Here is a 25,142-nt window from a genome sequence, read left to right as displayed (position 1 = left end):
AGGCGACTTTAAAAGCAGCGATTCTTTCATCGCTTTTTTGGGCATGGATCTGAGGGTGAGTGACTCGGGCCAAAAAAATGGTCGTAGATCCTTAACCAAGCGAGGGTGCTCGGAAGTTCGTCGATTACTGCATAACGCAGCCATGTCGGCCTGTCGATCAAGTACCTGGAAAGGGTTCTACAACGAACACCTGAGCAGCGGAAAAGCGACTACCCAGGTGCTTGTCATGCTCAGCCGTAAGCTCGCTCGGATCGCGTTCTCCCTGCTGAAAAATCAGAGCGAGTACCAACCGAAAGGGCTGATTATGGCTTGATGACAACCATAGAATCTCCCACAGGACTTGAAAGAGGCGTCTTCGCTTTGTAGTCAACGTACCTGCCACCCACCGCCCAGCGCCTTGTACAGCGCGATACTGGCCTGCACCCGTGACAGTCTCAACTGCACGCTCACGTCTTGTGCCTGGTACAGGGTTCGCTGGGTTTCCAGCACGGTCAGCAGGTCTTCGGCACCTTCCTGATAGCGGCTCTGTGCGATGCGAAACGCGGTCTGAGCCTGTTTCAGTTCTTCTTCGTGCCACCCGCGTTGTTGATCAAGGCCATCAATGCTGTTCAGGGCCTTTTCCACGTCGGCGAAGCTGTTGATGATCGCGCCACGGTAGGTTTCCAGCAGTTCTTCCTGGCGCGCCTTGGCTTTATCACGCTCGGCACCGAGGCGGCCGTTGTTGAAGATCGGTCCGACCAGGCCCGCTGCCAGGCTGGTGAAGGGCGTGCGCAGCCAGTCTTCGGCGCGGATCGACTCGGTGCCGACGCGGGCGCTCAGGGTCAGCTTGGGCAGCATCGCCGCGCGGGCAACGGTGACGTCGGCTTGCGCGGCTGCCAGCTCGGCTTCGGCCCTGGCCAGGTCAGGACGGCGGGTCAGCAGGTCGCTGGGCACGCCGCTGCCGATGTCCGGCCAACTGAGCGTATCGAATGCCTCGTTGTTCAGTGCGAGGTTCTGCACCGGCTGACCCAGCAAGGCGGCGAGGGTGATCAGTTGTTCATTGGCCAGTTGCTGAATGCGCGGCAACTCGCGCTGCTGAGTGGCGACCAGATTCTTTTGTTGCGCCAATTCCAGCGCCGTCGCTGAGCCCGAGTCGTAGCGTGTCTGCACCAGACGCAATACATCCTTGGCGTTGGCCAGGTTCAGCTCGGCGATACGGCCTTGCTCGCGGGCCGACAGGGTTTGTGCGTAACGGTCGGCTACGTTGCTGAGCAGGGTCAGCTCAACGGTTGCCTGATCGAACTGGCTGGCGCGCAGGCTTTGCAAGGCGCTGTCGCGACCGGCCGCCACACCGCCCCAGAAGTCCACTTCGTAGCTGGCGGTCAGGTCGGCGGTGAACATGTCGGTGTTGTTGTCGTCCGACGGATTGGCCTTGCGGTCGCTGCTGCGCATGAATTTTTTGCGCTCGCCGCGCAGGTCGTAACTCAGTTCAGGCAGCAGGGGTGCGCCACCGATAATCGCCGTCGCCTGAGCCTGATGCACCCTCGCCATGGCTGCGCCGACTTCATGGCTGTCACGGCTGGCCTGTTCGATCAGACGATTCAGTTGTGGGCTGCCGAAGCGTTGCCACCAACGCGCATCGCTGCGTTGGGTCGCGGCGCTCTGGGCGAACGCCCAGGTCGGCGGTGGCTGGATGCCGCTGTCCGGGCCGGGTGCTGGCGTGCTGCAGGCGGCCAGCAACAGGCAAGTGGTCAACAGCGTGAAGTGTGCTTTCATGGATTGATTATTCATTGACTGGTGAGGGCCGCAACCGGATCGAGCCGGGCAGCTTTTCGGGCGGGCATGAAACCGAAGATCACCCCGGTGATCAGCGCGCAGCCAAAGGCTCCCGCCACGGCCGACAGCGAAAAGGCCACCGCGACCTTGCTCAGCAACAACACCGCGCCCATGCCCAGCGCCAGCACGATGCCGGCCAGGCCGCCAACGACCGAGAGCATCACCGCTTCGGTGAGGAACTGGCGCAGAATGTCGGTCTGACGTGCGCCGGTGGCCATGCGGATGCCGATCTCGCGGGTTCGCTCACGCACAGTCATCAGCATGATGTTCATCACGCCAATGCCGCCGACCAGCAGCGAAATCGCCGCAATCGAGCCCAGCATCAACGACAGCGTGTTCTGGGTGCGGGCTTCGGCCTGGATCATCGCCGCGTTGTTGGTCAGCTCGTAGTCCTGCTTGCCGTTGTGCAGGCGATCGAGCAGGTCGCGGATCGCTGCTTCGGCCTGTTTGACGTTGTCGGCATCGCGGGTGGCGAGGGTGATGTATTCAGGGTCCTGCGAGCCGAACAGGCGAATACTGGCCGACGAATACGGAATCGCGATGCGGTTGTCGCTGTCCAGGTCGCCGGAGCTTGCACCTTTTTCCTGAAGCACGCCGACCACCTGGAACGGCACGTTCTCGATCAGGATGTACTGACCGATGGGGTCGATCCGGTCACCGAACAACTTCTGCCTGACCTTGTGGCCGATTACGGCCACCGCTGCGGCACTCTGCTCATCGGCTTCGGTGAAGTAACTGCCTTCAACCACCGGCCAATTGAAAATCGCCGGAAAATGCGTGTCGTTGCCACCCACGTAGCTGGAGTGATCGACATTGCCGAAGCGCACGCCGGCCTGGCCGCCATTGACCGGCATGATCATCCGCACCTCGGGCAGATCACCCAGCGCAGCGACTTCTTCAAGGGTGATGATGCCTTTCGGCGCGCGCGGACTCGGCGCTTTGCCGTTGAGGTAAATGATGTTGGAGCCGAACGATGACATCTGTGCCATGACCTGGCGTTTGCTGCCTTCGCCGACTGCCAGCATGACCACCACCGAAGCGACGCCGATGACGATGCCCAGCAGCGTCAGTGCGGTGCGAAACCGGTTGATCCACATCACCCGCCAGGCCGCCTGTACGGCGTCGAGCAATTCACCTTTCCAGGCGCCGCGAGTGCTGCTGCCCTGGGCCAGACGCGCCCGCAGATCGACGGCCTGCAGGGCGACCGGGTTGGTCGCAGGCTGGGCAGCATCAGCTGTCCCGTTGAGTGTGTCGCTGACGATACGCCCGTCGCTGATTTCGATGATGCGTCTGGCGCGGGCGGCGACGTCCCGGTCGTGGGTAATCAGAATAACGACGTGGCCCTGGCTGGCCAGCTCGTCCAGCAACGTCATGACGTCCGCGCCACTTTGGCTGTCCAGCGCGCCGGTGGGTTCGTCAGCGAGGATGATGTGGCCGCCGTTCATCAGCGCGCGCGCGATGGACACCCGCTGCTGCTGACCGCCGGACAGCTGATGCGGGCGGTTGCCGGTGCGTGAAGCGAGCCCCAGCCGGTCGAGCAGGGCGGCGGCACGGGCATGCCGTTGCGCAGCCGGTGTTCCGGCATAGATCGCCGGCATTTCGACGTTTTCCTGTGCCGAGCCGGACGGGATCAGGTGATAGCCCTGAAACACAAAACCGAACGCCTCGCGGCGCAGCCAGGCCAGCTCGTCGCTGCCCAGTTCGGCAACATTTTCCCCGGCAAACAGGTACTCGCCCGAGGTCGGCCGGTCCAGGCAGCCCAGGATATTCATCAGCGTCGACTTGCCGGAACCGGACGCGCCGACAATCGCCACGAATTCACCGGCGTGGATCGACAGGTCGATACCTTGCAGCACGTTGACCTGTGGGCTGTCGCCACCGCCGTAGGATTTGCGAATGGCCCGCAGGTCGATCAGCGGCGTCTGCATTCAGCCTCCGCTGCCGGACGTCGAGGGCACCAGCAGCCGGTCGCCTTCTTCGAGGCCGTCCAGAATCTGCACGCGTAATCGATCGCTGATGCCTGTGCGCACCTGACGGCTCTGTACTTCGCCGCGTGTGGTCAGCACCTGTGCGGTCTGCAGGTCGTTTTGTATCCCGCTCTTCAACGCCGACAGCGGCGCGGTCAGGGTGTCTTGCGCACGGCCGGCGACGAAGAAAATCTGCGCCGTCATCTCGGCCATCAAGGCCTGATCGTCGTTGTCGACGTCCAGTAGAACGGTGTACAGCACGACCCGGCCGCCGCCGCTCTTGCGCGAACTGCTCGGGCTGCCGCCACCTTGATTGGCTTGCTCCAGCGGCTTGGGCGGCACCGGCAGAATCTGCCGTACAGTGCTTTTCCAGCGCCGGTTGCCGCCGCTCAGGGTGGTGAAATAGGCGTTCATGCCCGGCTTCACATGGCCGATGTCGGCCTCAGACACTTCGGCCCAGACAGTCATTGGCGACAGCCGGGCGATGCGCAGGATCAGCGGCGTCTGCTGCTGGGCATTAAGGGTCTGACCTTCGCGGGCATCCAGCGCGACCACCGTGCCGCTCATGGGTGCATAAATGCGCGTGTAGCCCAGCGCAGCCTCGTCACTGCGCAACGCTGCCTGGGCTTCGAGGATCTGCGCCTTGAACATGTCGACCCTGGCCTGGGTGGCGCGAAACTCTGATTCGGCGGCCTGCACGTCCTCGGCCCGGGTCGCGCCGCCGGCTGCCAGACGCTGCTGACGTTGCTGCTTCTGCTGGGCCAGCTCGTGCAGTGCGCGTTGTTCCTGAAGCTGGGCCTTGAGGTTGTCGATGGCGTAGCGCGCCGCGTCGAGCCTGGCTTTTTGGGTGGACGGATCGATCTCGACCAGCAACTGACCTTCCTTGACTTGGTCGCCCACCTGCACGTGAATCTTCATGATCTGCCCGGTCGCCTGCGAGCCGACGTCAACATAGCTGCGCGGTTGCAGTGTGCCCAGCGCCGTTACGCTGCTTTCAATGCTGCCGCGCGTCACGGTCACGGTGTGTGTCTTGCTGTGGTCATCGGGCAGGATCTGCCATGCGCACACTGCAATGACCGGAAACAGGCAAAGGGCCGCGAGGACAGTGCGTCGAGGGAGTCGAGAGCGTTTCATGCAGGGTTCCTGCCTGGGGAAAATCAGCCGTTCAACGGGCGACGGCTACGGGAGCTGTCATTAAGACGAGAGCGCCGCAGGGGAATTTAGCGCTGTCAGTAAAATGGCTGTGCCGACTAAATTTCACTCGGTGGCCTCGTTTAACGGGAGCGGCTGTTTCCAGTCGTGTTCCGTTTTTCTTTCGAGGTGGAGTCAGCATGATCATGTCCAGACCCTTGTCCTGTCTGCTTGTAGCAGGTCTATCGCTCGGGCTGGTTGTACCCGCCCAGGCGCTCGTGACCGCCGAGAATCAGAGCGCCTCGGCGCAGGTTCGTCGTACCGGTTTTGGCGTGCCGCACATCGTCGCCGCTGATGAACGCGGGCTGGGTTACGGCATCGGTTACGCCTATGCGCAGGACAACCTGTGCCTGCTGGCCAACGAGGTTGTCACGGTCAACGGCGAGCGTTCGCGCTATTTCGGTCCAGACAAGGCGACCCTTGAGCAGCGCAACAACCTGGCCAGCGACCTGTTGTTCAACTGGTTGAACACGCCCGAAGCGCTGGCTGATTTCTGGACGGCGCAGCCGCTCGAGATTCGCCAGTTGATGCAGGGATATGTCGCCGGCTACAACCGTTCACTGGGCGAACAGAGCGCCGAAGGGCTGCCACCGGCCTGCGCCGCTGAATGGGTGAGGCCGATCAGCACCGACGATCTGGTGCGCCTGACCCGCCGTTTGCTGGTTGAAGGCGGGGTGGGTCAGTTCACCGAAGCGCTGGCCGGTGCCAGGCCGCCGCAGCCGGGTGCTCAGGCCAGCCTTCAGGATGACCAGCGTCAGGCACTGCAACTGGCCGCTGCCCGCAATGAGCAATTCGCGCTGGAGCGCGGCAGCAACGCCGTCGCTATCGGGCGCGAGCTGTCGGCCAACGGCCGTGGCATGTTGCTGGCCAACCCACATTTTCCGTGGGGTGGCGGCCTGCGTTTTTATCAGATGCACCTGACCATCCCCGGCAAGCTGGACGTGATGGGTGCGGCGCTGCCGGGTCTGCCGCTGATCAACATTGGCTTCAACCAGCATCTGGCATGGACCCACACCGTGGATACGTCCAGACACTTCACCCTGCATCGTTTGCAGCTCGATCCCAAAGACCCGACCCGTTACCTGCTCGACGGCAAGTCGGTGGCCATGGGCAAGCAACAGGTCACTGTCCAGACCAGACAGTCCGACGGCAGCGTCAAGCCGGTGACCCGCACGGTTTACTCGTCGACGTTCGGCCCCATCGTGCAATGGCCCGGCAAACTGGACTGGAACGACAGGTTCGCTTTCAGCCTGCGCGATGCGAACCTCAAGAATGACCGCGTGTTGCAGCAGTGGTACGCCATGGATAAGGCGACAAGCCTCAAGGCGTTTCAGGATTCGGTGCACAGCATCCAGGGGATTCCGTGGGTGAATACCGTGGCGGTCGATGCCTTGGGACAGGCGCTGTATATGAACATCTCGGTGGTGCCGAACGTCGATGCGGCCAAGCTCGCCAAGTGCAGCGACCCGCGCATCGGCACCGAGTTGATCATCCTCGACGGCTCACGCAGTGACTGTAACTGGGACATCGCCCCAGAGGCGGTGCAACCGGGCATCTTTGCGTCGTCGCGCCAGCCGCAACTGCTGCGTACCGACTTCGTGCAGCATGCCAACGACTCGGCCTGGATGGTCAATCCGGCAGCACCGCAGAAAAACTTTTCGCCGCTGATCAGCCAGGAAGGCCAGCCGCTGGGGCTACGTGCGCGCTTTGCGCTGGACAGGCTCGGCACGTTGCAGCAGGCGGGCAAGGTCAGCGTCGAGAACCTGCAGGCCATGGTGATGGACAACGAGGTGTATCAAGCCGGGCAAGTGCTGCCGGACCTTCTGCAGTTTTGTGCCACTGGGCTGGGCGACGATGAAAAACGCCTGGCGCCTTTGTGTGCAGCGTTGAAAGCCTGGGACGGTCGCGTTGACCTGAACAGTGGCGTGGGCTTCGTGTACTTTCAGAAGATCATGACCGCCATGCAGTCCGTCGGGTCGCGCTGGCGGGTGGTGTTCGATGCGCAGGATCCGGTCCGCACGCCACGGGGGCTGGCGATTGAGCGTGCCGAGGTCGCCACGGCCTTGCGTGCGGCCATGCTGGCGGTGCAGGAGGAGGTGAGCAAGACAGGCCTGCCGGCGAACACGACCTGGGGCGATATTCAGGTGTCGAGCCTCGGTGGGAAGCCGATTCCGATCCACGGCGGTCCGGCGGCCCTGGGGGTTTACAACGCGATGCAGACGGTGGCGGGCAAGGACGGCAAGCGTGAGGTGGTCAGCGGCACCAGCTACCTGCAAGTGGTGACATTCGACGAGCAGGGCCCAAAGGCCAGGGGCTTGCTGGCGTTTTCCGAGTCGAGCAATCCACAATCCGTCCACTCGCGAGACCAGACCGAAGCGTTCTCGAAAAAGCAATGGGCTGATCTGCCCTTCACCGAGCAGCAGATCAAGGCTGATCCGGCGTATCAGGTGCAGGACATCAGGGAAGAACGCAGGCCTTGAGGTGCGCTTTCAGGTGATTGGGCCAGATGGCCCAATTCACGCGTTCAACGCGAAGTGTCAACCACCCTGAGTGTCGATATCGGCATCGACGCCTTGGGTGGGCTGATGATTGCGTTGGGTCTTGGGTATTTCCTCAGGCTCATAGTCAGGCACGTAGGCGCTGTCTTCTGCCGAGCCTTGTGACTGGCTCTGGCTCTGTTGCTGGCTCTGTTGCTGGCTCTGTTGCTGGCTCTGATTCTGGCGTTGGCTTTCGTCCTGACCCTGATCCGGCACCGCATCGGGCGCTTGTGGATCGATGGCCGGATCATTGCGGTCCGTGCCTTGGTCCGGGCGTGTGTGCTGACCGGGTGCCTGTTCTTTTTGCCGTTGCGGTTCGGTAGACATGATTACCTCAAAGGTCTGCTTCAGAAAAGTACTGACAGGCTTTCGAGGTGGAGGGGAAGGGGATCGTTCGATTGGATCGCCGAGTGGTAGGCGCGGCGCTGGTGTCTTGTACACAGCGCTGTGTGGGATGCTTCGCGAACGGGTCCGCTCCCACTGGCTGATGAGCCGGTTTTCAACCTGTGGGAGTGAGCTTGCTCACGAAGACCGACTTCCAGGCGCAACCCTTCGAGTGAATACACCGGCCCCTTCGCGGACAAGTCCGCTCCCACTGGCTGAAATCTGTGTGTGCCGGGTAGGTGACTTACAACACCTTCTTGATCGCGTCGCACACCACGTCGATGTTCTTCTGGTTCAGCGCCGCGACACAGATACGGCCGGTGTCCAGGGCGTAGATGCCGAATTCGCTGCGCAGACGCTGCGCCTGTGCGGCGGTCAGGCCGGAGTAGGAGAACATGCCGCACTGGCGACCCACGAAGCTGAAGTCCTGACCCGCCGGGTTGTCGGCCAGACGCTCGACCATTGCCTTGCGCATGCCCTGGATGCGCACGCGCATTTCGCCCAGTTCTTCTTCCCACATGGCACGCAGCGCCGGGTCGTTGAGCACAGCCGCGGAGATGATTGCGCCGTGGGTCGGCGGGTTGGAGTAGTTGGTGCGGATCACGCGCTTGACCTGGGACAGGACACGGGCGGTTTCTTCTTTCGATTCAGTGATGATCGACAGCGCGCCCACGCGCTCGCCGTACAGCGACAGCGATTTGGAGAACGAACTTGAAGCGAAGAAGGTCAGGCCGGACTCGGCGAACAGACGGACCGCGATGGCGTCTTCCTGAATGCCCTGGCCGAAGCCCTGATAGGCCATGTCCAGGAAAGGCACGTGGCCCTTGGCCTTGACCACTTCCAGAACCTTTTTCCAGTCTTCCAGGTTCAGGTCGACGCCGGTCGGGTTGTGGCAGCAGGCGTGCAGCACGACCACGGAGTGGTCAGGCAGATTTTGCAGGTCTTCGAGCATGCCGCCACGGTTCACATCATGGGAGGCTGCGTCGTAATAACGGTAGTTCTGTACTGGAAAGCCTGCGGTTTCGAACAGCGCGCGATGGTTTTCCCAGCTCGGGTCGCTGATCGCCACGACGGCGTCCGGCAGCAGTTGCTTGAGGAAGTCTGCGCCGATTTTCAGTGCGCCGGTACCGCCGACCGATTGCGTGGTCAAGACACGGCCCGAGGCGATCAGCGGTGAATCAGCACCCAGCAGCAGCTTCTGCACGGCCTGGTCGTAGGCCGCGATGCCGTCGATCGGCAGGTAGCCACGTGGTGCGTGCTGTGCAACGCGGATCTTCTCGGCTTCAGCCACTGCGCGCAGCAGGGGAATGCGGCCGTCTTCGTCACAGTAGACACCCACGCCAAGGTTGACCTTGGTGGTGCGGGTGTCGGCGTTGAATGCTTCGTTGATACCCAGGATTGGATCGCGGGGCGCCATTTCGACAGCGGAGAAGAGGCTCATTTTTGCGGCAGCTCTGAATGGAGGGCGGAGAGGAATGCACGCTGCGGCCGACTGCGCCAAAGCGGTGCACAAACGGGGACCTAGTATAGAGACCATCCCCCGAGGCGGCGACAGGGCAGGGCAGGTTTTTTCAAGGTTTTTCCGGTTATTTGCAGAACGTTCGTCCCGCTGAAACCTCAATGATGTAGCCACTGATAAAATGAGCGCCTTGAAACATGCGCAAACGTCTCCATTTACAGTGCATCACTTCAAGCACTGCCACGGCCCGACGTCTTTAAACGGACGGGATGAGCCGTTGGCGGTGATTTCGTCATTGCCGGTACAACCGTGCAGACGAGGTCTTGTCGCGAATCCCGCGAACGAATTCAAGAGGTAGGTTATGTCCGAGTTCCAGCTCGTTACCCGTTTTGAGCCCGCCGGCGATCAGCCCGAGGCCATTCGCCAACTGGTCGAAGGGATCGACGCCGGACTTGCGCACCAGACCCTGCTGGGTGTGACGGGCTCGGGCAAGACGTTCAGCATCGCCAACGTCATCTCCCAGGTACAGCGCCCGACCCTGGTGCTGGCGCCGAACAAGACCCTGGCGGCGCAGTTGTATGGTGAGTTCAAGGCGTTCTTTCCAAACAACGCCGTCGAATACTTCGTCTCGTACTACGACTACTACCAGCCTGAAGCCTACGTGCCGTCTTCCGACACCTTCATCGAGAAGGATGCCTCGATCAACGACCACATCGAGCAGATGCGCCTGTCCGCTACCAAGGCGCTGCTGGAGCGCAAGGACGCCATCATCGTCACCACGGTGTCGTGCATTTACGGTCTGGGCAGCCCGGAAACCTACCTGCGCATGGTGCTGCACATCGACCGTGGCGACAAACTCGACCAGCGCGCCTTGCTGCGTCGTCTGGCGGACCTGCAATACACCCGCAATGACATGGACTTTGCCCGCGCCACCTTTCGTGTGCGGGGCGATGTGATCGACATCTATCCGGCCGAATCGGATCTGGAAGCGATTCGTGTCGAGTTGTTCGATGACGAGGTCGAGAGCCTGTCGGCATTCGATCCGTTGACCGGCGAGGTGATTCGCAAATTGCCGCGTTTCACCTTCTACCCCAAGAGCCACTACGTCACGCCTCGCGAAACCCTGCTGGACGCGATGGAAGGCATCAAGGTCGAACTCGGCGAGCGTCTGGAATACCTGCGCAGCCAGAACAAACTGGTTGAAGCCCAGCGTCTGGAACAGCGCACCCGGTTCGACCTGGAGATGATTCTGGAGCTGGGCTACTGCAACGGCATCGAAAACTACTCACGCTATCTGTCGGGACGCCCGACCGGTGCGCCCCCGCCGACGCTGTACGATTACCTGCCGCCCGACGCCCTGCTGGTGATTGACGAGTCCCACGTCAGCGTGCCGCAGGTGGGCGCCATGTATAAAGGGGACCGTTCGCGCAAGGAAACCCTGGTGGAATACGGCTTTCGTCTGCCATCGGCGCTGGACAACCGGCCAATGCGTTTCGAGGAGTGGGAGAACGTCAGCCCGCAAACCATCTTCGTCTCGGCGACTCCCGGTAAATATGAAGAAGAACATGCCGGTCGTGTGGTCGAGCAGGTGGTTCGTCCAACGGGTCTGGTGGACCCGCAGATCGAGATTCGCCCGGCGTTGACTCAGGTCGATGACCTGCTGTCGGAAATCAACAAGCGTGCGGCCATTGAAGAGCGGGTGCTGGTGACCACGCTGACCAAGCGGATGGCCGAAGACCTGACCGACTACCTGAGCGACCACGGCGTGCGTGTGCGCTACCTGCACTCGGACATCGACACCGTGGAGCGCGTCGAGATCATCCGCGACCTGCGTCTGGGGACCTTCGATGTGCTGGTGGGGATCAACCTGCTGCGCGAGGGCCTGGACATGCCGGAAGTGTCGCTGGTGGCGATTCTGGATGCCGACAAGGAGGGTTTCCTGCGTTCGGACCGTTCGCTGATCCAGACCATCGGTCGGGCGGCGCGTAACCTCAACGGCCGGGCGATCCTGTACGCCGACCGGATCACCGGCTCCATGGAGCGGGCCATCGGCGAGACCGAACGACGTCGGGAGAAGCAGATCGCGTTCAACCTGGAGCACGGCATCACGCCCAAAGGCGTGTTCAAGGACGTGGCCGACATCATGGAAGGCGCCACCGTGCCCGGCTCGCGCAGCAAAAAGCGCAAAGGCATGGCCAAGGCCGCCGAGGAAAACGCCAAGTACGAAAACGAACTGCGTTCGCCCAGCGAAATCACCAAGCGCATTCGTCAACTGGAAGAGAAGATGTACCAGTTGGCTCGCGACCTGGAATTCGAGGCTGCGGCGCAGATGCGCGACGAAATCGGCAAGCTGCGTGAGCGCTTGCTGGCGGTCTGACGCAGCGCTGGCTGGCGGCAGACGCCAGACTTCAGGAGGCGGCCTGCCGGCGATAGCGTCTGAAAAATCGTATTGCGGGTAAGCCCCCTCCTACGGGGGCTTTGCATTCAACCTCCAGATTCATGGAGCAGGCCGCGGGTCATGTGCTCCATCAGCTACAGCGCCCGCGCTGGAGCCTGACGCCCCCGGCCTGTTAACATTCTTCGCTTGATCGACCTTATTTCGGGATTTTCCATGACCACCGTTCGTACCCGCATCGCGCCATCGCCCACAGGCGACCCTCACGTCGGCACGGCTTACATCGCACTTTTCAACTATTGCTTTGCCAAGCAGCACGGTGGCGAGTTCATCCTGCGGATCGAAGACACCGATCAGTTGCGTTCTACCCGCGAGTCCGAACAGCAGATTTTCGACGCGCTGCGCTGGCTCGGCATCGAGTGGAGCGAAGGACCGGATGTCGGCGGGCCGCATGGTCCTTACCGCCAGAGCGAGCGGGGCGAGATCTACCAGAAATACGCCCGGCAACTGGTCGAAATGGGCCATGCCTTCCCGTGCTTCTGCACCGCTGAAGAACTGGACGAAATGCGCGCCGAGCAGATGGCCAAGGGTGAGACCCCTCGCTATGACGGTCGTGCGCTGCTGCTTTCCAAGGAAGAAGTGCAACGTCGTCTGGACGCGGGCGAGCCACACGTCATCCGCATGAAGGTGCCGACCGAAGGCGTCTGCGTGGTGCCGGATATGCTGCGTGGCGAGGTGGAAATTCCGTGGGACCGCATGGACATGCAGGTCCTGATGAAGACCGACGGTCTGCCGACCTACTTCCTGGCCAACGTGGTCGATGACCACCTGATGGGTATCACCCACGTGCTGCGCGGCGAAGAGTGGCTGCCCTCGGCACCGAAACTGATTCTGCTGTACGAATACTTTGGCTGGGAAAAGCCGCAGCTGTGCTACATGCCGCTGCTGCGTAACCCGGACAAGAGCAAGCTGTCCAAGCGCAAGAATCCGACCTCGGTGACTTTCTACGAGCGCATGGGCTTCATGCCTGAGGCCATGCTCAACTACTTGGGCCGCATGGGGTGGTCGATGCCTGACGAGCGCGAGAAGTTTTCGCTGCAGGAAATGGTCGAGCATTTCGACCTGTCCCGTGTGTCGCTGGGCGGTCCGATCTTCGACATCGAGAAGCTGTCGTGGCTCAACGGTCAATGGCTGCGTGAACTGCCTGTCGAGGAGTTTGCCGCTCGTGTGCAAAACTGGGCGCTAAATCCTGAATACATGATGAAGATCGCCCCGCACGTGCAGGGCCGCGTCGAGACGTTCAGCCAGATCGCACCGTTGGCCAGCTTTTTCTTCGCCGGAGGTGTCACACCGGACGTCAAGCTGTTCGAGCACAAGAAGCTGTCAGGCGATCAGGTTCGTCAGTTGATGCAGTTGATCCTGTGGAAGCTCGAATCGCTGCGCCAGTGGGAGAAAGACCCGATCACCGCGTGTATCCAGTCGGTGGTCGAGCACCTGGGCCTCAAACTGCGTGACGCCATGCCGCTGATGTTCGCCTCGATCACCGGGCAGGCCAGTTCGGTGTCGGTGCTGGATGCGATGGAGATTCTCGGCCCGGACCTGACCCGTTTCCGTCTGCGCCAGGCCATCGATCTGCTGGGTGGCGTGTCGAAGAAAGAAAACAAAGAGTGGGAAAAGCTGCTGGGCGCAATTGCCTGACCAGTGAGTCATACCCATAAGCCACTGTATGCCCGCGAGAGCAGGGCATGCAGTGGTCGGCCCGGCCTCGGATTTACGGGCTGAAACGGTAAGTGATTGTTATGCCGACGAAAAACTTTCAAATTTCGCGAAAATAAATTTGACAGCTTAGCGACTCACGCTTAACATGCGCCCCGTCCACTGATGTGGGGCTATAGCTCAGCTGGGAGAGCGCCTGCATGGCATGCAGGAGGTCAGCGGTTCGATCCCGCTTAGCTCCACCAATTTTGCCAGGGTTCATCACTGATGAACCTGACTGAAGGTTTTGCGTCCCCTTCGTCTAGTGGCCTAGGACACCGCCCTTTCACGGCGGTAACAGGGGTTCGAGTCCCCTAGGGGACGCCAGTTTCACCGAGTGATCCAGACGTGGCGAACGATAAATCTGGGGCTATAGCTCAGCTGGGAGAGCGCCTGCATGGCATGCAGGAGGTCAGCGGTTCGATCCCGCTTAGCTCCACCAAATTAAAGGTTCAAGGCCTGGTAAAACGGGTTGTTGAATCGATCAGAGTCCCAACTCTGATCAATTAGGGTTTTGCGTCCCCTTCGTCTAGTGGCCTAGGACACCGCCCTTTCACGGCGGTAACAGGGGTTCGAGTCCCCTAGGGGACGCCACGATTTCCCGCTCTGCGGGACCAAGGGTCATTCGATTATTGAATGGCCCTTTTGTTTTTTCAGGGTTTTGTTTTTCTTCAAACCCTGGTCTCGCCTCCAGAAGTCTTCAGGCATACCCGGCCTGGCCTGCATTCCAGCTACACTGCCGCCCACACACTCACCCAAACAGGAGCGAGCATGGTCTGGGATCTGGCAACGCCTTTCGTCATCGACCTGAATGTCGGCAGTGATGATATCGATGGCCTTGGGCACGCCAACAATGCAGTTTATGTCACCTGGCTTGAGCGCTGCGCCTGGCGCCATTCGCAGTATCTGGGGCTGGACCTTGTCGAGTATCGCCGTCTTGACCGTGCCATGGCCGTAGTCCGCCACGAAATCGATTACCTGGCCAGCGCCTACGAGGGCGACGAGCTGCAACTGGCGACCTGGATCGTTGATTGGGATCGTCGTCTGAAAATGACCCGCCGCTTCCAGCTCAAGCGCCCCTCCGACAACCTTACGCTGCTGAGGGCGCAAACCACCTTCGTCTGCATCGAACTCTCAACCGGTCGTCCCAAGCGCATGCCGGGCGAGTTCATTGAAGGTTACGGTGCGGCAATATTGAACGGCAGCGTTCCCAATCCCGGTGACGGGCAGTAAACTGCCGGACTTTTTTTCGAGTGTGATCCATGCAAATTGCTTTGGCGCCCATGGAGGGGTTGGTCGACGACATCCTGCGTAATGTGCTGACTCGCGTCGGCGGCATCGACTGGTGCGTGACCGAATTCATCCGGGTGACCGAGCGAGTCATGCCTGCCACCTACTACTATAAAATGGCCTCCGAGCTGCACACCGATGCGAAAACCGCGGCGGGCGTGCCGCTGCATCTGCAGTTGCTGGGCTCCGACCCGGTATGTCTGGCAGAAAACGCCGCCTTTGCCTGCGAGCTGGGCGCGCCGGTCATGGACCTCAATTTCGGCTGCCCGGCCAAGACGGTGAACCGCTCACGTGGCGGGGCGATCCTGCTCAAGGAGCCTGATCTGCTGCATTCCATCGTCAGCCAGGTGCGCCGCGCCGTGCCAGGCGAGATTCCGGTCACCGCCAAGATGCGTCTGGGTTATGAAAACACCGACGGTGCCCTCGACTGCGCCAGGGCGCTGGCCGATGGCGGTGCCGAGCGCATCGTCGTTCATGCGCGGACCAAGGTCGATGGCTACAAGCCGCCAGCACATTGGGAGTGGATCGCGCGCATCCAGGAAGTGGTCAAGGTCCCGGTCGTCGCCAACGGCGAGATCTGGACGGTCGAGGACTGGCGACGCTGCCAGGAGATCTGTGGTGCGCGAGACATCATGATCGGTCGCGGCCTGGTGGCGCGTCCTGATCTGGCACGGCAGATTGCAGCAGCTCATGCTGGCGAGGAGGTCGTCGAGATGACCTGGGCCGAGCTGCAACCGATGCTGCGCACGTTCTGGGGCGACTGCCTGGCGAAGATGACCCTGGTTCAGGCGCCGGGCCGTCTCAAGCAATGGCTGGTGCTGCTGACCAAGAGCTACCCGGAAGCGACGCTGATGTTCAACGCCTTGCGCCGCGAAACCGACTGCGACCGGATCAGTGTTCTGCTCGGTTATTCAGCTGATAGCGCAGCCGACGAACGGTCATATTTTTCGTAAAAAACAGCTCTTGAAAAGTCAGCGGGCGACCCTAGTTTGGGGAATACGCGACGCCGAATCCGGGTCGCGTAACAACTCGCTGACTAACAGGAGAATTATCATGGCGACTGCATTTTCTCTGGCTCCACTGTTTCGTCACTCAGTGGGCTTTGACCGTTTCAACGACCTCTTCGAGTCGGCCGCACGCAACGACTCGACCAGCGGCTACCCTCCCTACAACGTAGAGCGTTACAGCGACGACCAATACCGAATCGTGATCGCCGCAGCGGGCATGCAGGAGGAAGACCTTGATCTGCAGGTCGAGAAAGGTGTGTTGACTGTGACGGGCGGCAAGCGCGAGCGCGAAGCCGAAAACGTGACCTATCTGCATCAGGGGATTGCCCGGCGCGAATTCAAGCTGTCGTTCCGGCTGGCGGACAATATCGAGGTGCGAGGCGCGGATCTGTCCCGTGGCCTGCTGAACATCGACCTGGTGCGTAACGTACCGGAAGAGGCCAAGCCAAAGCGCATCCCGCTGAACACTCAGAAAACCATCGAGCATTGATGATGGAAGTCACAGAAAGGCGCCTTCGGGCGCCTTTCTGAGTCAGTTGTCCGGCAGCAGACTCGGCTGAAGCAGGTGCTGCTTGAGCCGCAAAAGGGTCTCGAACCCTGAGTCTTCCAGCGGTTCACTGAACAGATAGCCCTGATAGACATAACAGCCCAACTGTTCAAGAAAGGTCAGTTGCTCGACGGTCTCGACGCCTTCGGCAATGACGTTGAGGCTCAGGCTTTGCGCCATAGCGACGATGGCGCGAATGATTTCGGCGTCATTGGGGTCGCTGGTGGCGTCCTGAACGAACGACTGGTCTATTTTGAGTGTGTCCACCGGTAGGCGCTTGAGGTAGGTCAGCGACGAGTAGCCAGTGCCGAAGTCATCCATGGCAAAGCTGACCCCAAGCGTCTTGAGTCTGCGCATCTTGGCGATCGTGTCCTCCAGGTTCTGGATGACGATGCCCTCGGTGATTTCCAGCTTGAGCATGCTGGCCGGCAAATGGTGCAGCTTGAGGCTGTGTTGCACCCGTTCCACGAAATCATTCTGCCGAAACTGACGCGGACTGATATTGACCCCCATCAGAAACGCATCCTTGTCGATGAGGCCCTGCTTGAGCAGGCGTCCACCTGTCTTGCAGGCTTCGTCCAGCACCCAGCTGCCCACTTCGAGAATCATCCCGCTTTCTTCAAGGATCTGCACAAACCGGGTCGGAGGCAACAGGCCGTAATCGGGGTGCTGCCAGCGCAGCAGGGCTTCGGCCCCGTTGATAGTTTCATTTCGGCAGTCCACCTGAGCCTGGAAGTGCAGGTGGAACTCGTGCCGGGTCAACGCCAGGCGCAGATCGTTTTCCATGCGCAGGCGCTGGCTGACAGCTTTTTGCATCGAACCGTGGAAGAACTGTGCGGCGTTGCGTCCTGAATCCTTGGCGCGATAAAGCGCGATATCGGCTCGCTTGAGCAGGTCGGCAGGCGTCAGGCCGTCGTCGGGGATCAGTACCATCCCGATACTGGGGGTGACCTGCAGGCGGTGACCGTCGAGAAACATTGGCTCTGCGAGCAATTCACGTAAGCTGTCGGAGAGTTCCTGCACCTGGTGAGTGACTTCGTGCCGAGCGCCTGTCAGCCCGCAGATCAGGACCACGAACTCGTCGCCGCCCAGGCGCGCCACGGTGTCTTCCTGGCGCACGCTGGCTTCCAGTCTGGCGGCAATGATATTGAGTACGCTGTCGCCGACCGGATGGCCCAATGAGTCGTTGATGTGTTTGAAATGGTCCAGGTCCAGAAACAGCAGCGCACCGCGCAGGCCATGGTGCCTGAGCAGAGACAGTTGCTGGCTGAGACGGTCCATGAGCAGGGCGCGGTTCGGCAGGCCGGTGAGCGAGTCGTGATAGGCCAGGTGCTGAATCTGCGCCTGAGCGCTCTTCAACAGTCCGATGTCGCGCGCGTTCATCAGCAGGCAGGCGGTGTCGTTCAGTGTGATGAACTCTGCGGATACATCCAGCGTCAGTGGGTCGCCATTTTTGTTGCGGCCTGCCATTTCCCGGTGATGAACCCGACCCGTCTCATGCAGTTGGTCGATCATGTGTTGACGCTGATCGGTATCGGTCCAGATGCCGATTTCGTGTACGGTCTTGCCCAGTACTTCAGGTGCGCTGTAGCCGGTCAGGCGGCAAAAACCGTCGTTGACCTCCACGTAACGTCCGGTGCCCAGTTCGGTGATGGTGATGGAGTCGGGGCTTGAATGAAATGCCTTGGCGAATTTCTCTTCGCTGACTTCAAGCGCCGCCTGGGCCTGCTGCTGGGTGATGTCGAGCAAGGTGCCCGCCAGTCTGGCAGGCGCTCCGGTCTCGTCCCTGTAGAGCAGGGCGCGACTCTCCAGAAGCCGCGACTGTCCGTTTTCCAGCTTGAAACGATAGGTCAGTCGGAAGGTGTCCTGCCTGGCTTTGAGCACTGCACGGTAAGCACGGCGCATGCGTTGGCGTTCGCGGGCAGGCACATCCTTGAAAAAGTGCGCGAAGTCATCGTCGACAGGCTGTGCTCTCAGGCCGTGCAACTGCGCAGCGCGGGCCGAAGCCTGCAGTCGGCCCGTGGGAATGTCCCATTCCCAGGTGCCCATCTGCGCCGACTCCAGGGCCAGTCGAAGGCGGTCCTGCGTTTCTCGCAGGGCCTGCTCCACACTGGGGTGCGTCGGCATGATGACTGACGGCTGTTCGTGCACCGGCAGGATGGAGTCGTCCACGGGATTGGGCATTGATCACGAGCCTTTAATGAATAAAGCCAGTAAAACGATCGTTCTGCGTCCTGCATGCACTGCACTATAAACGTTATATCTGCGCGTCCAGCAATTTCATGAACGCCCTCGCGGCATTCGACAGGGTACGCTCCGTGTGCAGGATATAGCCTAGCTGGCGATTGAGCTGCACGCCCGGCAGCGGAATGCGCGCGACTTGTTCGTCGAGCATGGTGCGCGGCAGCACACTCCACGCCAGCCCGATGGAGACCATCATCTTGATGGTTTCCATGTAATTGGTGCTCATGGCGATGTTGGGCTTCAGGCCCTGGGCCTCGCACAGGCCGCTGACGATGTGGTGGGTAAAGGTGTTGCCACCGGGAAACACCGCTGGATAACGCACGATGTCTTCCAGCTTCATCGGGCCGCTATTGGCCAGCGGATGTTCCGGTGCGGCGACGAAGTCCAGCGGGTCGTCCCACACCGGCGTGGCGCGCACCAGCGCATGAGGTTCCGGGGCCAGCGTGATGACCGCCAGCTCGGCCCGTCCGTGCAGTATTTCGTCATAGGCGACTTCGGAATCCAGAAACTGAATGTCCAGCGCCACGGCCGGGTAGGTCCGGGTGAACTCGCGTAATAAAGGTGGCAAGCGGTGCAGGCCGATGTGGTGACTGGTCGCCAGCGTCAGGCGCCCTGTGACCTCGCCTGTCAGGTTGGTCAGGGCGCGGCGAGTGTCATCCAGCACGTTGAGGATCTGATAAGCGCGTGGCAGTAGGGCCCGTCCGGCCTCGGTCAGGCTCACTTCGCGACCCAGACGGTCGAACAGGCGCACATTCAGTTGCTGCTCAAGGCCCGCAATCCGCTTGCTGATGGCCGGCTGAGTGAGGTGCAGACGTTCGCCGGCGCCCGAGAAACTCCCGGTTTCAGCGATGGCAAGAAAAGCGTTGAGGTTGGCGAGGTCCATAGTCGGATTCCATTTGGTTATCCAAAGCATGAAAATTATGAATTTGAGTTATTTAAGCATATTCCCTAGGATGACCGCACAAGCCAAGGGGTCATGGATGTATTACCCAAGGCATAGAAAAAGCTGATGAGGAAGTACGTCCGATGGCCGGAAAAACGCTCTACGACAAGCTCTGGGATTCGCATTTGGTCAAACAGCGCGATGATGGTTCGGCGCTGATCTACATCGACCGCCATATCATCCATGAAGTGACTTCGCCGCAAGCCTTCGAAGGCCTTCGTCTTGCCAAACGCAAGCCGTGGCGTATCGACTCGATCATCGCGACCCCCGACCATAACGTGCCGACCACCCCGGAGCGCAAGGGCGGCATCGGTGCCATCGAAGATCAGGTCTCGCGTCTGCAGGTCCAGACCCTGGATGACAACTGCGACGAATACGGCATCACCGAATTCAAGATGAACGACCCGCGTCAGGGCATTGTCCACGTGATCGGTCCGGAGCAGGGCGCAACCTTGCCGGGCATGAGCGTGGTCTGTGGCGACTCGCACACCTCCACCCATGGCGCATTCGGCGCACTGGCCCACGGCATCGGCACGTCCGAAGTCGAGCACGTGCTTGCCACGCAGTGCCTGGTCGCCAAGAAAATGAAGAACATGCTGGTGTCGGTCGAAGGGCAATTGCCGTTCGGCGTGACCGCCAAGGACATCGTGCTCGCAGTGATCGGCAAGATCGGCACCGCCGGCGGCAATGGCTATGCCATCGAGTTCGCGGGCAGCGCAATCCGCGACCTGTCCATCGAAGGCCGCATGACCATCTGCAACATGTCCATCGAAGCGGGTGCCCGGGTCGGCATGGTGGCCACCGACGAAAAAACCGTCGAGTACGTCAAGGGTCGTCCGTTTGCGCCAAAAGGGGCTGAATGGGACCTGGCGGTCGAGGCCTGGAAAGACCTGGTTTCCGACCCGGACGCGGTGTTCGACACCATCGTCAAGCTCGACGCTGCCGACATCAAGCCGCAAGTGAGCTGGGGCACGTCGCCCGAAATGGTGCTGGCGGTCGACCAGAACGTTCCGGATCCTGCGCAGGAAACGGACCTGGTCAAGCGTGGCTCCATTGAGCGCGCCTTGAAGTACATGGGGCTCAAAGCCAACCAGCCGATCACTGATATCCAGCTTGATCGCGTGTTCATCGGTTCGTGCACCAACTCGCGTATCGAAGACCTGCGTGCTGCCGCCGACATCGCCAAGGGCCGCAAGGTTGCCGCGACCATCAAGCAGGCGATCGTAGTGCCGGGTTCGGGCCTGATCAAGGAACAGGCCGAGAAGGAAGGGCTGGACAAGATCTTCATCGAAGCCGGTTTTGAATGGCGCGAACCGGGTTGCTCAATGTGCCTGGCGATGAACCCCGACCGCCTGGGTTCCGGCGAGCACTGTGCCTCGACGTCCAACCGTAACTTCGAGGGTCGTCAGGGCGCTGGCGGCCGGACTCACCTGGTGAGCCCGGCGATGGCAGCCGCAGCGGCCGTCAATGGCCGTTTCATCGACGTTCGCGACTTGATCCAGCACTGAGGAAACCAGCATGAAAGCCTTTACCCAGCACAATGGCCTGGTCGCTCCTCTGGATCGTGCCAACGTCGACACTGACCAGATCATCCCCAAGCAGTTTCTCAAGTCGATCAAACGTACGGGATTTGGCCCCAATCTGTTCGATGAGTGGCGTTATCTGGACGTGGGGCAGCCGTATCAGGACAACTCCAAGCGTCCGCTGAACCATGATTTCGTGCTCAACAACGAGCGTTATCAAGGTGCGAGCGTATTGCTGGCTCGCGAGAATTTCGGTTGCGGTTCCAGCCGTGAGCACGCGCCGTGGGCGCTGGAAGAGTATGGTTTCTGCGCGATCATCGCACCCAGCTATGCCGATATCTTCTTCAACAACAGCTTTAAGAACGGCCTCCTGCCGATCATTCTGACCGAAGCTGAAGTCGACGAGTTGTTCAAACAGGTCGAAGCCAGCCCGGGTTATCAGTTGAACATCGATCTGCAGGCCCAGACCGTGACCCGTCCGGACGGCAAGGTGCTCAGCTTCGAGATCGACGCGTTTCGCAAGCACTGCCTGCTCAATGGTCTGGACGATATCGGCCTGACGCTGATGGATGCCGATGCAATTGCTGCGTTCGAGAGCAAGCACCGTGCGAGCCAGCCATGGTTGTTTCGCGACTGACAGGCAGGCAGTCCAGATCCGGCAGGTGCGGTGTTTCATCCGAATCTCAGCCGGATCTACTGGCCATTTCGCGAGCAAGCTCGCTCCCACTTGAATCCGTGATCGACTGACGAAGCACGGCTTATGTGAGAGCAAGTTGCTCCCACTTGAATTCGTGGTCGACTGACGAAGCACGATTTATGTGGGAGCGAGCTTGCTCGCGAAAGCCATGTCACGAACGCTGTAGCTCGACACCCTTAAACATCAGAGTATCCACCCATGACCACCACCGCTCACACCCAGGTCGTACAGCGTCAATTCGGCGAGCAGGCCGCAGCTTATCTGAGCAGCACCGTGCATGCCCAAGGGCCCGAGTTCGCGCTGCTGCAGGACGCTGTAAAAGGTCGCAGCGAGTCGCGGGTGCTGGATCTGGGCTGCGGCGCCGGGCATGTCAGCTTCAATGTCGCCTCGTCGGTCGGTGAAGTGGTAGCGTACGACCTTTCGCAGCAGATGCTCGACGTGGTCAGCGCGGCGGCTGTCGACAAGGGCCTGGGCAACATTCGCACGGTATGCGGTGCGGCCGAGCGCTTGCCGTTCGCGGACGGCGAATTCGATTTCGTGTTCAGCCGTTATTCGGCTCACCACTGGAGCGATCTGGCCCTGGCGTTGCGTGAAGTGCGCCGGGTGCTGAAGCCCGGTGGCGTGGCGGCGTTCATTGATGTGATGTCGCCGGGCAGTCCGTTGCTGGATACCTATCTGCAAACAGTTGAAGTGCTGCGCGATACCAGTCACGTGCGCAATTATTCCGCTGCCCAATGGCTGCATCAGGTCAGCGACGCGGGGCTGTTTACCCGTAGCCATACTCGCCAGCGCCTGCATCTGGAGTTTGCATCGTGGGTGGAGCGAATGCGCACACCGCAGACCTTGCGCGTGGCCATCCGCGAGTTGCAGCAGGCGATGGGCGAAGAAGTGCGTGAGTATTTCGAGATCGACGCGCAGGGCTCATTCAGTACCGATGTGCTGGTGCTGTGGGCACAGCGTTAATCTTTTTGCGGTTTTAAACGTTATAGACAGGCGCTGTTCAAGGCGTCGATGTACGAAATCGAGGAAGTTATGAGCAAGCAGATTCTGATTCTCCCAGGTGATGGCATTGGTCCGGAAATCATGACCGAAGCGGTCAAGGTGCTGGAGCTGGCCAACGAGAAGTACCAGCTGGGTTTTGAATTGACCCACGACGTGATCGGTGGCGCTGCCATCGACAAGCACGGCGTGCCGCTGGCCGACGAAACCCTGGACCGCGCGCGGGCAGCCGACGCTGTTCTGCTTGGCGCTGTTGGTGGCCCGAAATGGGACACCATCGAGCGCGACATCCGTCCTGAGCGCGGCCTGCTGAAAATCCGTGCGCAACTGGGTCTGTTCGGCAACCTGCGTCCGGCTATCCTGTATCCGCAACTGGCCGACGCCTCGAGCCTCAAGCCGGAAATCGTCGCCGGTCTGGATATCCTCATCGTCCGCGAGCTGACCGGTGGTATCTACTTCGGCGCGCCGCGCGGCGTTCGTGTGCTGGACAATGGCGAGCGTCAGGCTTACGACACGCTGCCGTACAGCGAGAGCGAAATCCGTCGTATCGCCCGCGTCGGCTTCGACATGGCCATGGTGCGCAACAAGAAACTGTGTTCGGTCGACAAGGCCAACGTGCTGTCGTCCAGTCAGTTGTGGCGTGAAATCGTCGAGCAGGTCGCCAAGGATTACCCTGAGGTCGAGCTGAGCCACATGTATGTCGATAACGCTGCGATGCAACTGGTGCGTGCGCCCAAGCAGTTCGACGTGATCGTGACCGATAACCTGTTCGGCGACATCCTATCCGACCAGGCGTCGATGCTGACCGGTTCCATCGGCATGCTGCCGTCGGCATCGCTGGATACCGCCAACAAAGGCATGTACGAGCCTTGCCACGGTTCGGCGCCGGACATCGCGGGTAAAGGCATTGCCAACCCGCTGGCGACCATTCTCTCGGTCTCGATGATGCTGCGTTACAGCTTCAACCTGACCGACGCCGCCGATGCCATTGAAAAGGCGGTCAGCGTCGTTCTGGATCAGGGTCTGCGTACCGGCGACATCTTTTCGTCGGGCAACACTAAAGTCGGCACGCAGGAAATGGGCGACGCAGTAGTCGCCGCGCTGCGGAATCTGTAATCTCTTCGGCCCGCTGCCTGCTGTGCATGCGCAGGCGGGCGGTCCCACTTTTTTTCAAGGTGTGTTGCGATGAAACGTGTAGGTCTGATCGGTTGGCGGGGCATGGTCGGTTCCGTGCTCATGCAGCGGATGCGGGAAGAGCAGGACTTCGATCTCATTGAGCCGGTGTTCTTCACTACCTCCAATGTCGGTGGCCAGGCGCCTTCGGTGGGCAAGGATCTTGCGCCGCTGAAAGATGCGTACAGCATTGACGAGCTGAAAACCCTGGACGTGGTGTTGACCTGCCAGGGTGGCGATTACACCAACGAGGTGTTCCCCAAGCTGCGTGAAGCGGGCTGGCAGGGTTACTGGATCGACGCGGCTTCCAGCCTGCGCATGCAGGATGACGCGGTCATCGTGCTGGATCCGGTCAACCGCAAGGTCATTGACCAGCAGCTCGACGCCGGTACCAAGAACTACATCGGTGGCAACTGCACGGTCAGCCTGATGCTGATGGGCCTGGGCGGCCTGTTCGACGCGGGTCTGGTCGAGTGGATGAATGTCATGACGTATCAGGCCGCCTCGGGTGCCGGTGCGCAGAACATGCGTGAGCTGATCAGGCAGATGGGCGCTGTGCACGCGTCGGTTGCCGATGATCTGGCCAATCCGTCCAGCGCCATTCTGGACATCGACCGCAAGGTTGCTGAGGCCATGCGCGGCGAAGCATTCCCGACCGAGAACTTCGGCGTGCCGCTGGCCGGCAGCCTGATCCCGTGGATCGACAAGGCGCTGCCGAACGGCCAGAGTCGTGAGGAATGGAAGGGCCAGGCCGAGACCAACAAGATTCTGGGCCGCTTCAAGAGCCCGATTCCGGTCGACGGCATCTGCGTGCGCATCGGCGCCATGCGCTGCCATAGCCAGGCGCTGACCATCAAGCTGAACAAGGATGTGCCGATTGCGGACATCGAAGGCTTGATCAGCCAGCACAACCCTTGGGTGAAGCTGGTGCCGAACAACCGTGAAGCCAGCATGCAGGAACTCAGCCCGACCGCTGTGACCGGCACCATGAGCATTCCGGTGGGTCGTCTGCGCAAGCTGAACATGGGTTCGCAGTACCTGGGCGCCTTCACGGTCGGTGACCAGTTGCTGTGGGGTGCGGCCGAGCCGCTGCGTCGGATGTTGAGAATCCTGCTGGAACGTTGATCGCCACGTAGAAACACAAAAAACCCGCTTCCTGCACAGGTCGCGGGTTTTTTGTTGTCTGCCAATTTATTTTTTAAAATCCCACTATATG

General features: G+C 60.7%; 19 protein-coding genes and 4 tRNA genes. 16 read left to right on the top strand and 7 right to left on the bottom strand.

The genetic code is table 11. From position 1 onward, the window contains the following. Window positions 1-313: transposase (locus tag BUB69_RS19370; protein ID WP_141121877.1), on the top strand; the 313-nt coding region annotated here is incomplete at its 5' end. 53 nt (window positions 314-366) lie between these two features. Here the strand turns inward: BUB69_RS19370 and BUB69_RS19365 are convergent. From BUB69_RS19365 to BUB69_RS19355, 3 genes are read right to left on the bottom strand one after another with little or no spacing between them, the layout of a single operon-like run. After that, entirely contained in the window at window positions 367-1,755 is a 1,389-nt protein-coding gene (locus tag BUB69_RS19365) for an efflux transporter outer membrane subunit (protein ID WP_073169534.1), read from the bottom strand. An 11-nt stretch (window positions 1,756-1,766) separates the two neighbouring features. Then, window positions 1,767-3,743 carry a MacB family efflux pump subunit gene (locus BUB69_RS19360; protein WP_073169533.1) on the bottom strand — a complete coding sequence of 659 codons (1,977 nt, stop codon included), beginning with the start codon at window positions 3,741-3,743 and terminating at the stop codon, window positions 1,767-1,769. After that, complete coding sequence (locus BUB69_RS19355; protein ID WP_073169531.1) at window positions 3,744-4,916, bottom strand: efflux RND transporter periplasmic adaptor subunit; 1,173 nt, start codon at window positions 4,914-4,916, stop codon at window positions 3,744-3,746. Between the two features lie 197 nt (window positions 4,917-5,113). Between BUB69_RS19355 and pvdQ the strand changes: the two genes are divergently transcribed. Next, the gene (pvdQ, locus tag BUB69_RS19350) at window positions 5,114-7,453 is read left to right on the top strand and encodes a bifunctional acylase PvdQ (protein ID WP_073169529.1); all 2,340 of its coding nucleotides are present in this window, start codon (window positions 5,114-5,116) and stop codon (window positions 7,451-7,453) included. Between the two features lie 57 nt (window positions 7,454-7,510). On the opposite strand, the gene BUB69_RS19345 is transcribed toward pvdQ, so the two are convergent. After that, window positions 7,511-7,837, bottom strand: coding sequence for a hypothetical protein (locus tag BUB69_RS19345; RefSeq protein WP_073169527.1), 327 nt, complete (start codon window positions 7,835-7,837; stop codon window positions 7,511-7,513). A 301-nt stretch (window positions 7,838-8,138) separates the two neighbouring features. Further along, window positions 8,139-9,335, bottom strand: a complete 1,197-nt coding sequence (locus BUB69_RS19340; protein WP_073169525.1) for an amino acid aminotransferase — start codon at window positions 9,333-9,335, stop codon at window positions 8,139-8,141. Between the two features lie 379 nt (window positions 9,336-9,714). On the opposite strand from BUB69_RS19340, the gene uvrB reads away from it, so the two are divergent. The 9 genes from uvrB (at window position 9,715) to BUB69_RS19295 (ending at window position 16,290) form a co-directional block, all read left to right on the top strand. Beyond that, complete coding sequence (gene uvrB, locus BUB69_RS19335) at window positions 9,715-11,730, top strand: excinuclease ABC subunit UvrB (protein WP_073169523.1); 2,016 nt, start codon at window positions 9,715-9,717, stop codon at window positions 11,728-11,730. Window positions 11,731-11,964: 234 nt separating this feature from the next. Then, window positions 11,965-13,446 (top strand): glutamate--tRNA ligase, encoded by a 1,482-nt coding sequence (gene gltX / locus BUB69_RS19330; RefSeq protein ID WP_073169521.1) that lies wholly within the window; start codon window positions 11,965-11,967, stop codon window positions 13,444-13,446. A 187-nt stretch (window positions 13,447-13,633) separates the two neighbouring features. Further along, a tRNA-Ala gene (locus BUB69_RS19325) sits at window positions 13,634-13,709 on the top strand. 45 nt (window positions 13,710-13,754) lie between these two features. Then, window positions 13,755-13,830: transfer RNA gene (locus tag BUB69_RS19320), tRNA-Glu, on the top strand. 39 nt (window positions 13,831-13,869) lie between these two features. Next, window positions 13,870-13,945: transfer RNA gene (locus tag BUB69_RS19315), tRNA-Ala, on the top strand. Window positions 13,946-14,021: 76 nt separating this feature from the next. Next, window positions 14,022-14,097 (top strand) — tRNA-Glu (locus tag BUB69_RS19310). Window positions 14,098-14,274: 177 nt separating this feature from the next. Next, on the top strand, window positions 14,275-14,736 hold the full coding sequence (locus tag BUB69_RS19305) for an acyl-CoA thioesterase (protein WP_073169519.1): 462 nt from the start codon (window positions 14,275-14,277) through the stop codon (window positions 14,734-14,736). 29 nt (window positions 14,737-14,765) lie between these two features. Continuing rightward, entirely contained in the window at window positions 14,766-15,746 is a 981-nt protein-coding gene (locus tag BUB69_RS19300) for a tRNA dihydrouridine synthase (RefSeq protein WP_073169517.1), read from the top strand. A 100-nt stretch (window positions 15,747-15,846) separates the two neighbouring features. Next, window positions 15,847-16,290, top strand: coding sequence for an Hsp20 family protein (locus BUB69_RS19295; protein ID WP_073169515.1), 444 nt, complete (start codon window positions 15,847-15,849; stop codon window positions 16,288-16,290). Between the two features lie 42 nt (window positions 16,291-16,332). On the opposite strand, the gene BUB69_RS19290 is transcribed toward BUB69_RS19295, so the two are convergent. Together BUB69_RS19290 and BUB69_RS19285 are read right to left on the bottom strand one after the other, a co-directional pair. Next, entirely contained in the window at window positions 16,333-18,474 is a 2,142-nt protein-coding gene (locus tag BUB69_RS19290; RefSeq protein ID WP_245825304.1) for a putative bifunctional diguanylate cyclase/phosphodiesterase, read from the bottom strand. Between the two features lie 130 nt (window positions 18,475-18,604). Next, window positions 18,605-19,474 (bottom strand): LysR family transcriptional regulator, encoded by an 870-nt coding sequence (locus tag BUB69_RS19285; protein WP_024685781.1) that lies wholly within the window; start codon window positions 19,472-19,474, stop codon window positions 18,605-18,607. Window positions 19,475-19,617: 143 nt separating this feature from the next. On the opposite strand from BUB69_RS19285, the gene leuC reads away from it, so the two are divergent. The 5 genes from leuC (at window position 19,618) to asd (ending at window position 25,051) form a co-directional block, all read left to right on the top strand. Next, window positions 19,618-21,042 (top strand): 3-isopropylmalate dehydratase large subunit, encoded by a 1,425-nt coding sequence (gene leuC, locus BUB69_RS19280; protein ID WP_073169511.1) that lies wholly within the window; start codon window positions 19,618-19,620, stop codon window positions 21,040-21,042. Between the two features lie 10 nt (window positions 21,043-21,052). Next, entirely contained in the window at window positions 21,053-21,694 is a 642-nt protein-coding gene (gene leuD / locus BUB69_RS19275; RefSeq protein ID WP_073169509.1) for a 3-isopropylmalate dehydratase small subunit, read from the top strand. A 258-nt stretch (window positions 21,695-21,952) separates the two neighbouring features. Next, window positions 21,953-22,717 (top strand): class I SAM-dependent methyltransferase, encoded by a 765-nt coding sequence (locus tag BUB69_RS19270; RefSeq protein WP_073169507.1) that lies wholly within the window; start codon window positions 21,953-21,955, stop codon window positions 22,715-22,717. 69 nt (window positions 22,718-22,786) lie between these two features. Then, the gene (gene leuB, locus BUB69_RS19265) at window positions 22,787-23,869 is read left to right on the top strand and encodes a 3-isopropylmalate dehydrogenase (RefSeq protein WP_073169556.1); all 1,083 of its coding nucleotides are present in this window, start codon (window positions 22,787-22,789) and stop codon (window positions 23,867-23,869) included. A 69-nt stretch (window positions 23,870-23,938) separates the two neighbouring features. Beyond that, window positions 23,939-25,051 (top strand): aspartate-semialdehyde dehydrogenase, encoded by a 1,113-nt coding sequence (gene asd / locus BUB69_RS19260; protein WP_073169505.1) that lies wholly within the window; start codon window positions 23,939-23,941, stop codon window positions 25,049-25,051. Window positions 25,052-25,142: the final 91 nt, after the last annotated feature.

It is taken from the genome of Pseudomonas asturiensis (assembly GCF_900143095.1).
Lineage (GTDB): Bacteria > Pseudomonadota > Gammaproteobacteria > Pseudomonadales > Pseudomonadaceae > Aquipseudomonas > Aquipseudomonas asturiensis.
The sequence above is the reverse complement of the archived record's forward strand: the minus strand, read 5'-3'. Positions and strand labels throughout refer to the sequence as shown.

Excerpts from the sequence above, each read along its gene's own strand:
- BUB69_RS19365 (WP_073169534.1), bottom strand. The coding sequence starts at position 1,755 with ATGAAAGCACACTTCACGCTGTTGACCACTTGCCTGTTGCTGGCCGCC.
- BUB69_RS19360 (WP_073169533.1), bottom strand. The coding sequence starts at position 3,743 with ATGCAGACGCCGCTGATCGACCTGCGGGCCATTCGCAAATCCTACGGC.
- BUB69_RS19355 (WP_073169531.1), bottom strand. The coding sequence starts at position 4,916 with ATGAAACGCTCTCGACTCCCTCGACGCACTGTCCTCGCGGCCCTTTGC.
- pvdQ (WP_073169529.1), top strand. The coding sequence starts at position 5,114 with ATGATCATGTCCAGACCCTTGTCCTGTCTGCTTGTAGCAGGTCTATCG.
- BUB69_RS19345 (WP_073169527.1), bottom strand. The coding sequence starts at position 7,837 with ATGTCTACCGAACCGCAACGGCAAAAAGAACAGGCACCCGGTCAGCAC.
- BUB69_RS19340 (WP_073169525.1), bottom strand. The coding sequence starts at position 9,335 with ATGAGCCTCTTCTCCGCTGTCGAAATGGCGCCCCGCGATCCAATCCTG.
- uvrB (WP_073169523.1), top strand. The coding sequence starts at position 9,715 with ATGTCCGAGTTCCAGCTCGTTACCCGTTTTGAGCCCGCCGGCGATCAG.
- gltX (WP_073169521.1), top strand. The coding sequence starts at position 11,965 with ATGACCACCGTTCGTACCCGCATCGCGCCATCGCCCACAGGCGACCCT.
- BUB69_RS19305 (WP_073169519.1), top strand. The coding sequence starts at position 14,275 with ATGGTCTGGGATCTGGCAACGCCTTTCGTCATCGACCTGAATGTCGGC.
- BUB69_RS19300 (WP_073169517.1), top strand. The coding sequence starts at position 14,766 with ATGCAAATTGCTTTGGCGCCCATGGAGGGGTTGGTCGACGACATCCTG.
- BUB69_RS19295 (WP_073169515.1), top strand. The coding sequence starts at position 15,847 with ATGGCGACTGCATTTTCTCTGGCTCCACTGTTTCGTCACTCAGTGGGC.
- BUB69_RS19290 (WP_245825304.1), bottom strand. The coding sequence starts at position 18,474 with ATGCCGACGCACCCCAGTGTGGAGCAGGCCCTGCGAGAAACGCAGGAC.
- BUB69_RS19285 (WP_024685781.1), bottom strand. The coding sequence starts at position 19,474 with ATGGACCTCGCCAACCTCAACGCTTTTCTTGCCATCGCTGAAACCGGG.
- leuC (WP_073169511.1), top strand. The coding sequence starts at position 19,618 with ATGGCCGGAAAAACGCTCTACGACAAGCTCTGGGATTCGCATTTGGTC.
- leuD (WP_073169509.1), top strand. The coding sequence starts at position 21,053 with ATGAAAGCCTTTACCCAGCACAATGGCCTGGTCGCTCCTCTGGATCGT.
- BUB69_RS19270 (WP_073169507.1), top strand. The coding sequence starts at position 21,953 with ATGACCACCACCGCTCACACCCAGGTCGTACAGCGTCAATTCGGCGAG.
- leuB (WP_073169556.1), top strand. The coding sequence starts at position 22,787 with ATGAGCAAGCAGATTCTGATTCTCCCAGGTGATGGCATTGGTCCGGAA.
- asd (WP_073169505.1), top strand. The coding sequence starts at position 23,939 with ATGAAACGTGTAGGTCTGATCGGTTGGCGGGGCATGGTCGGTTCCGTG.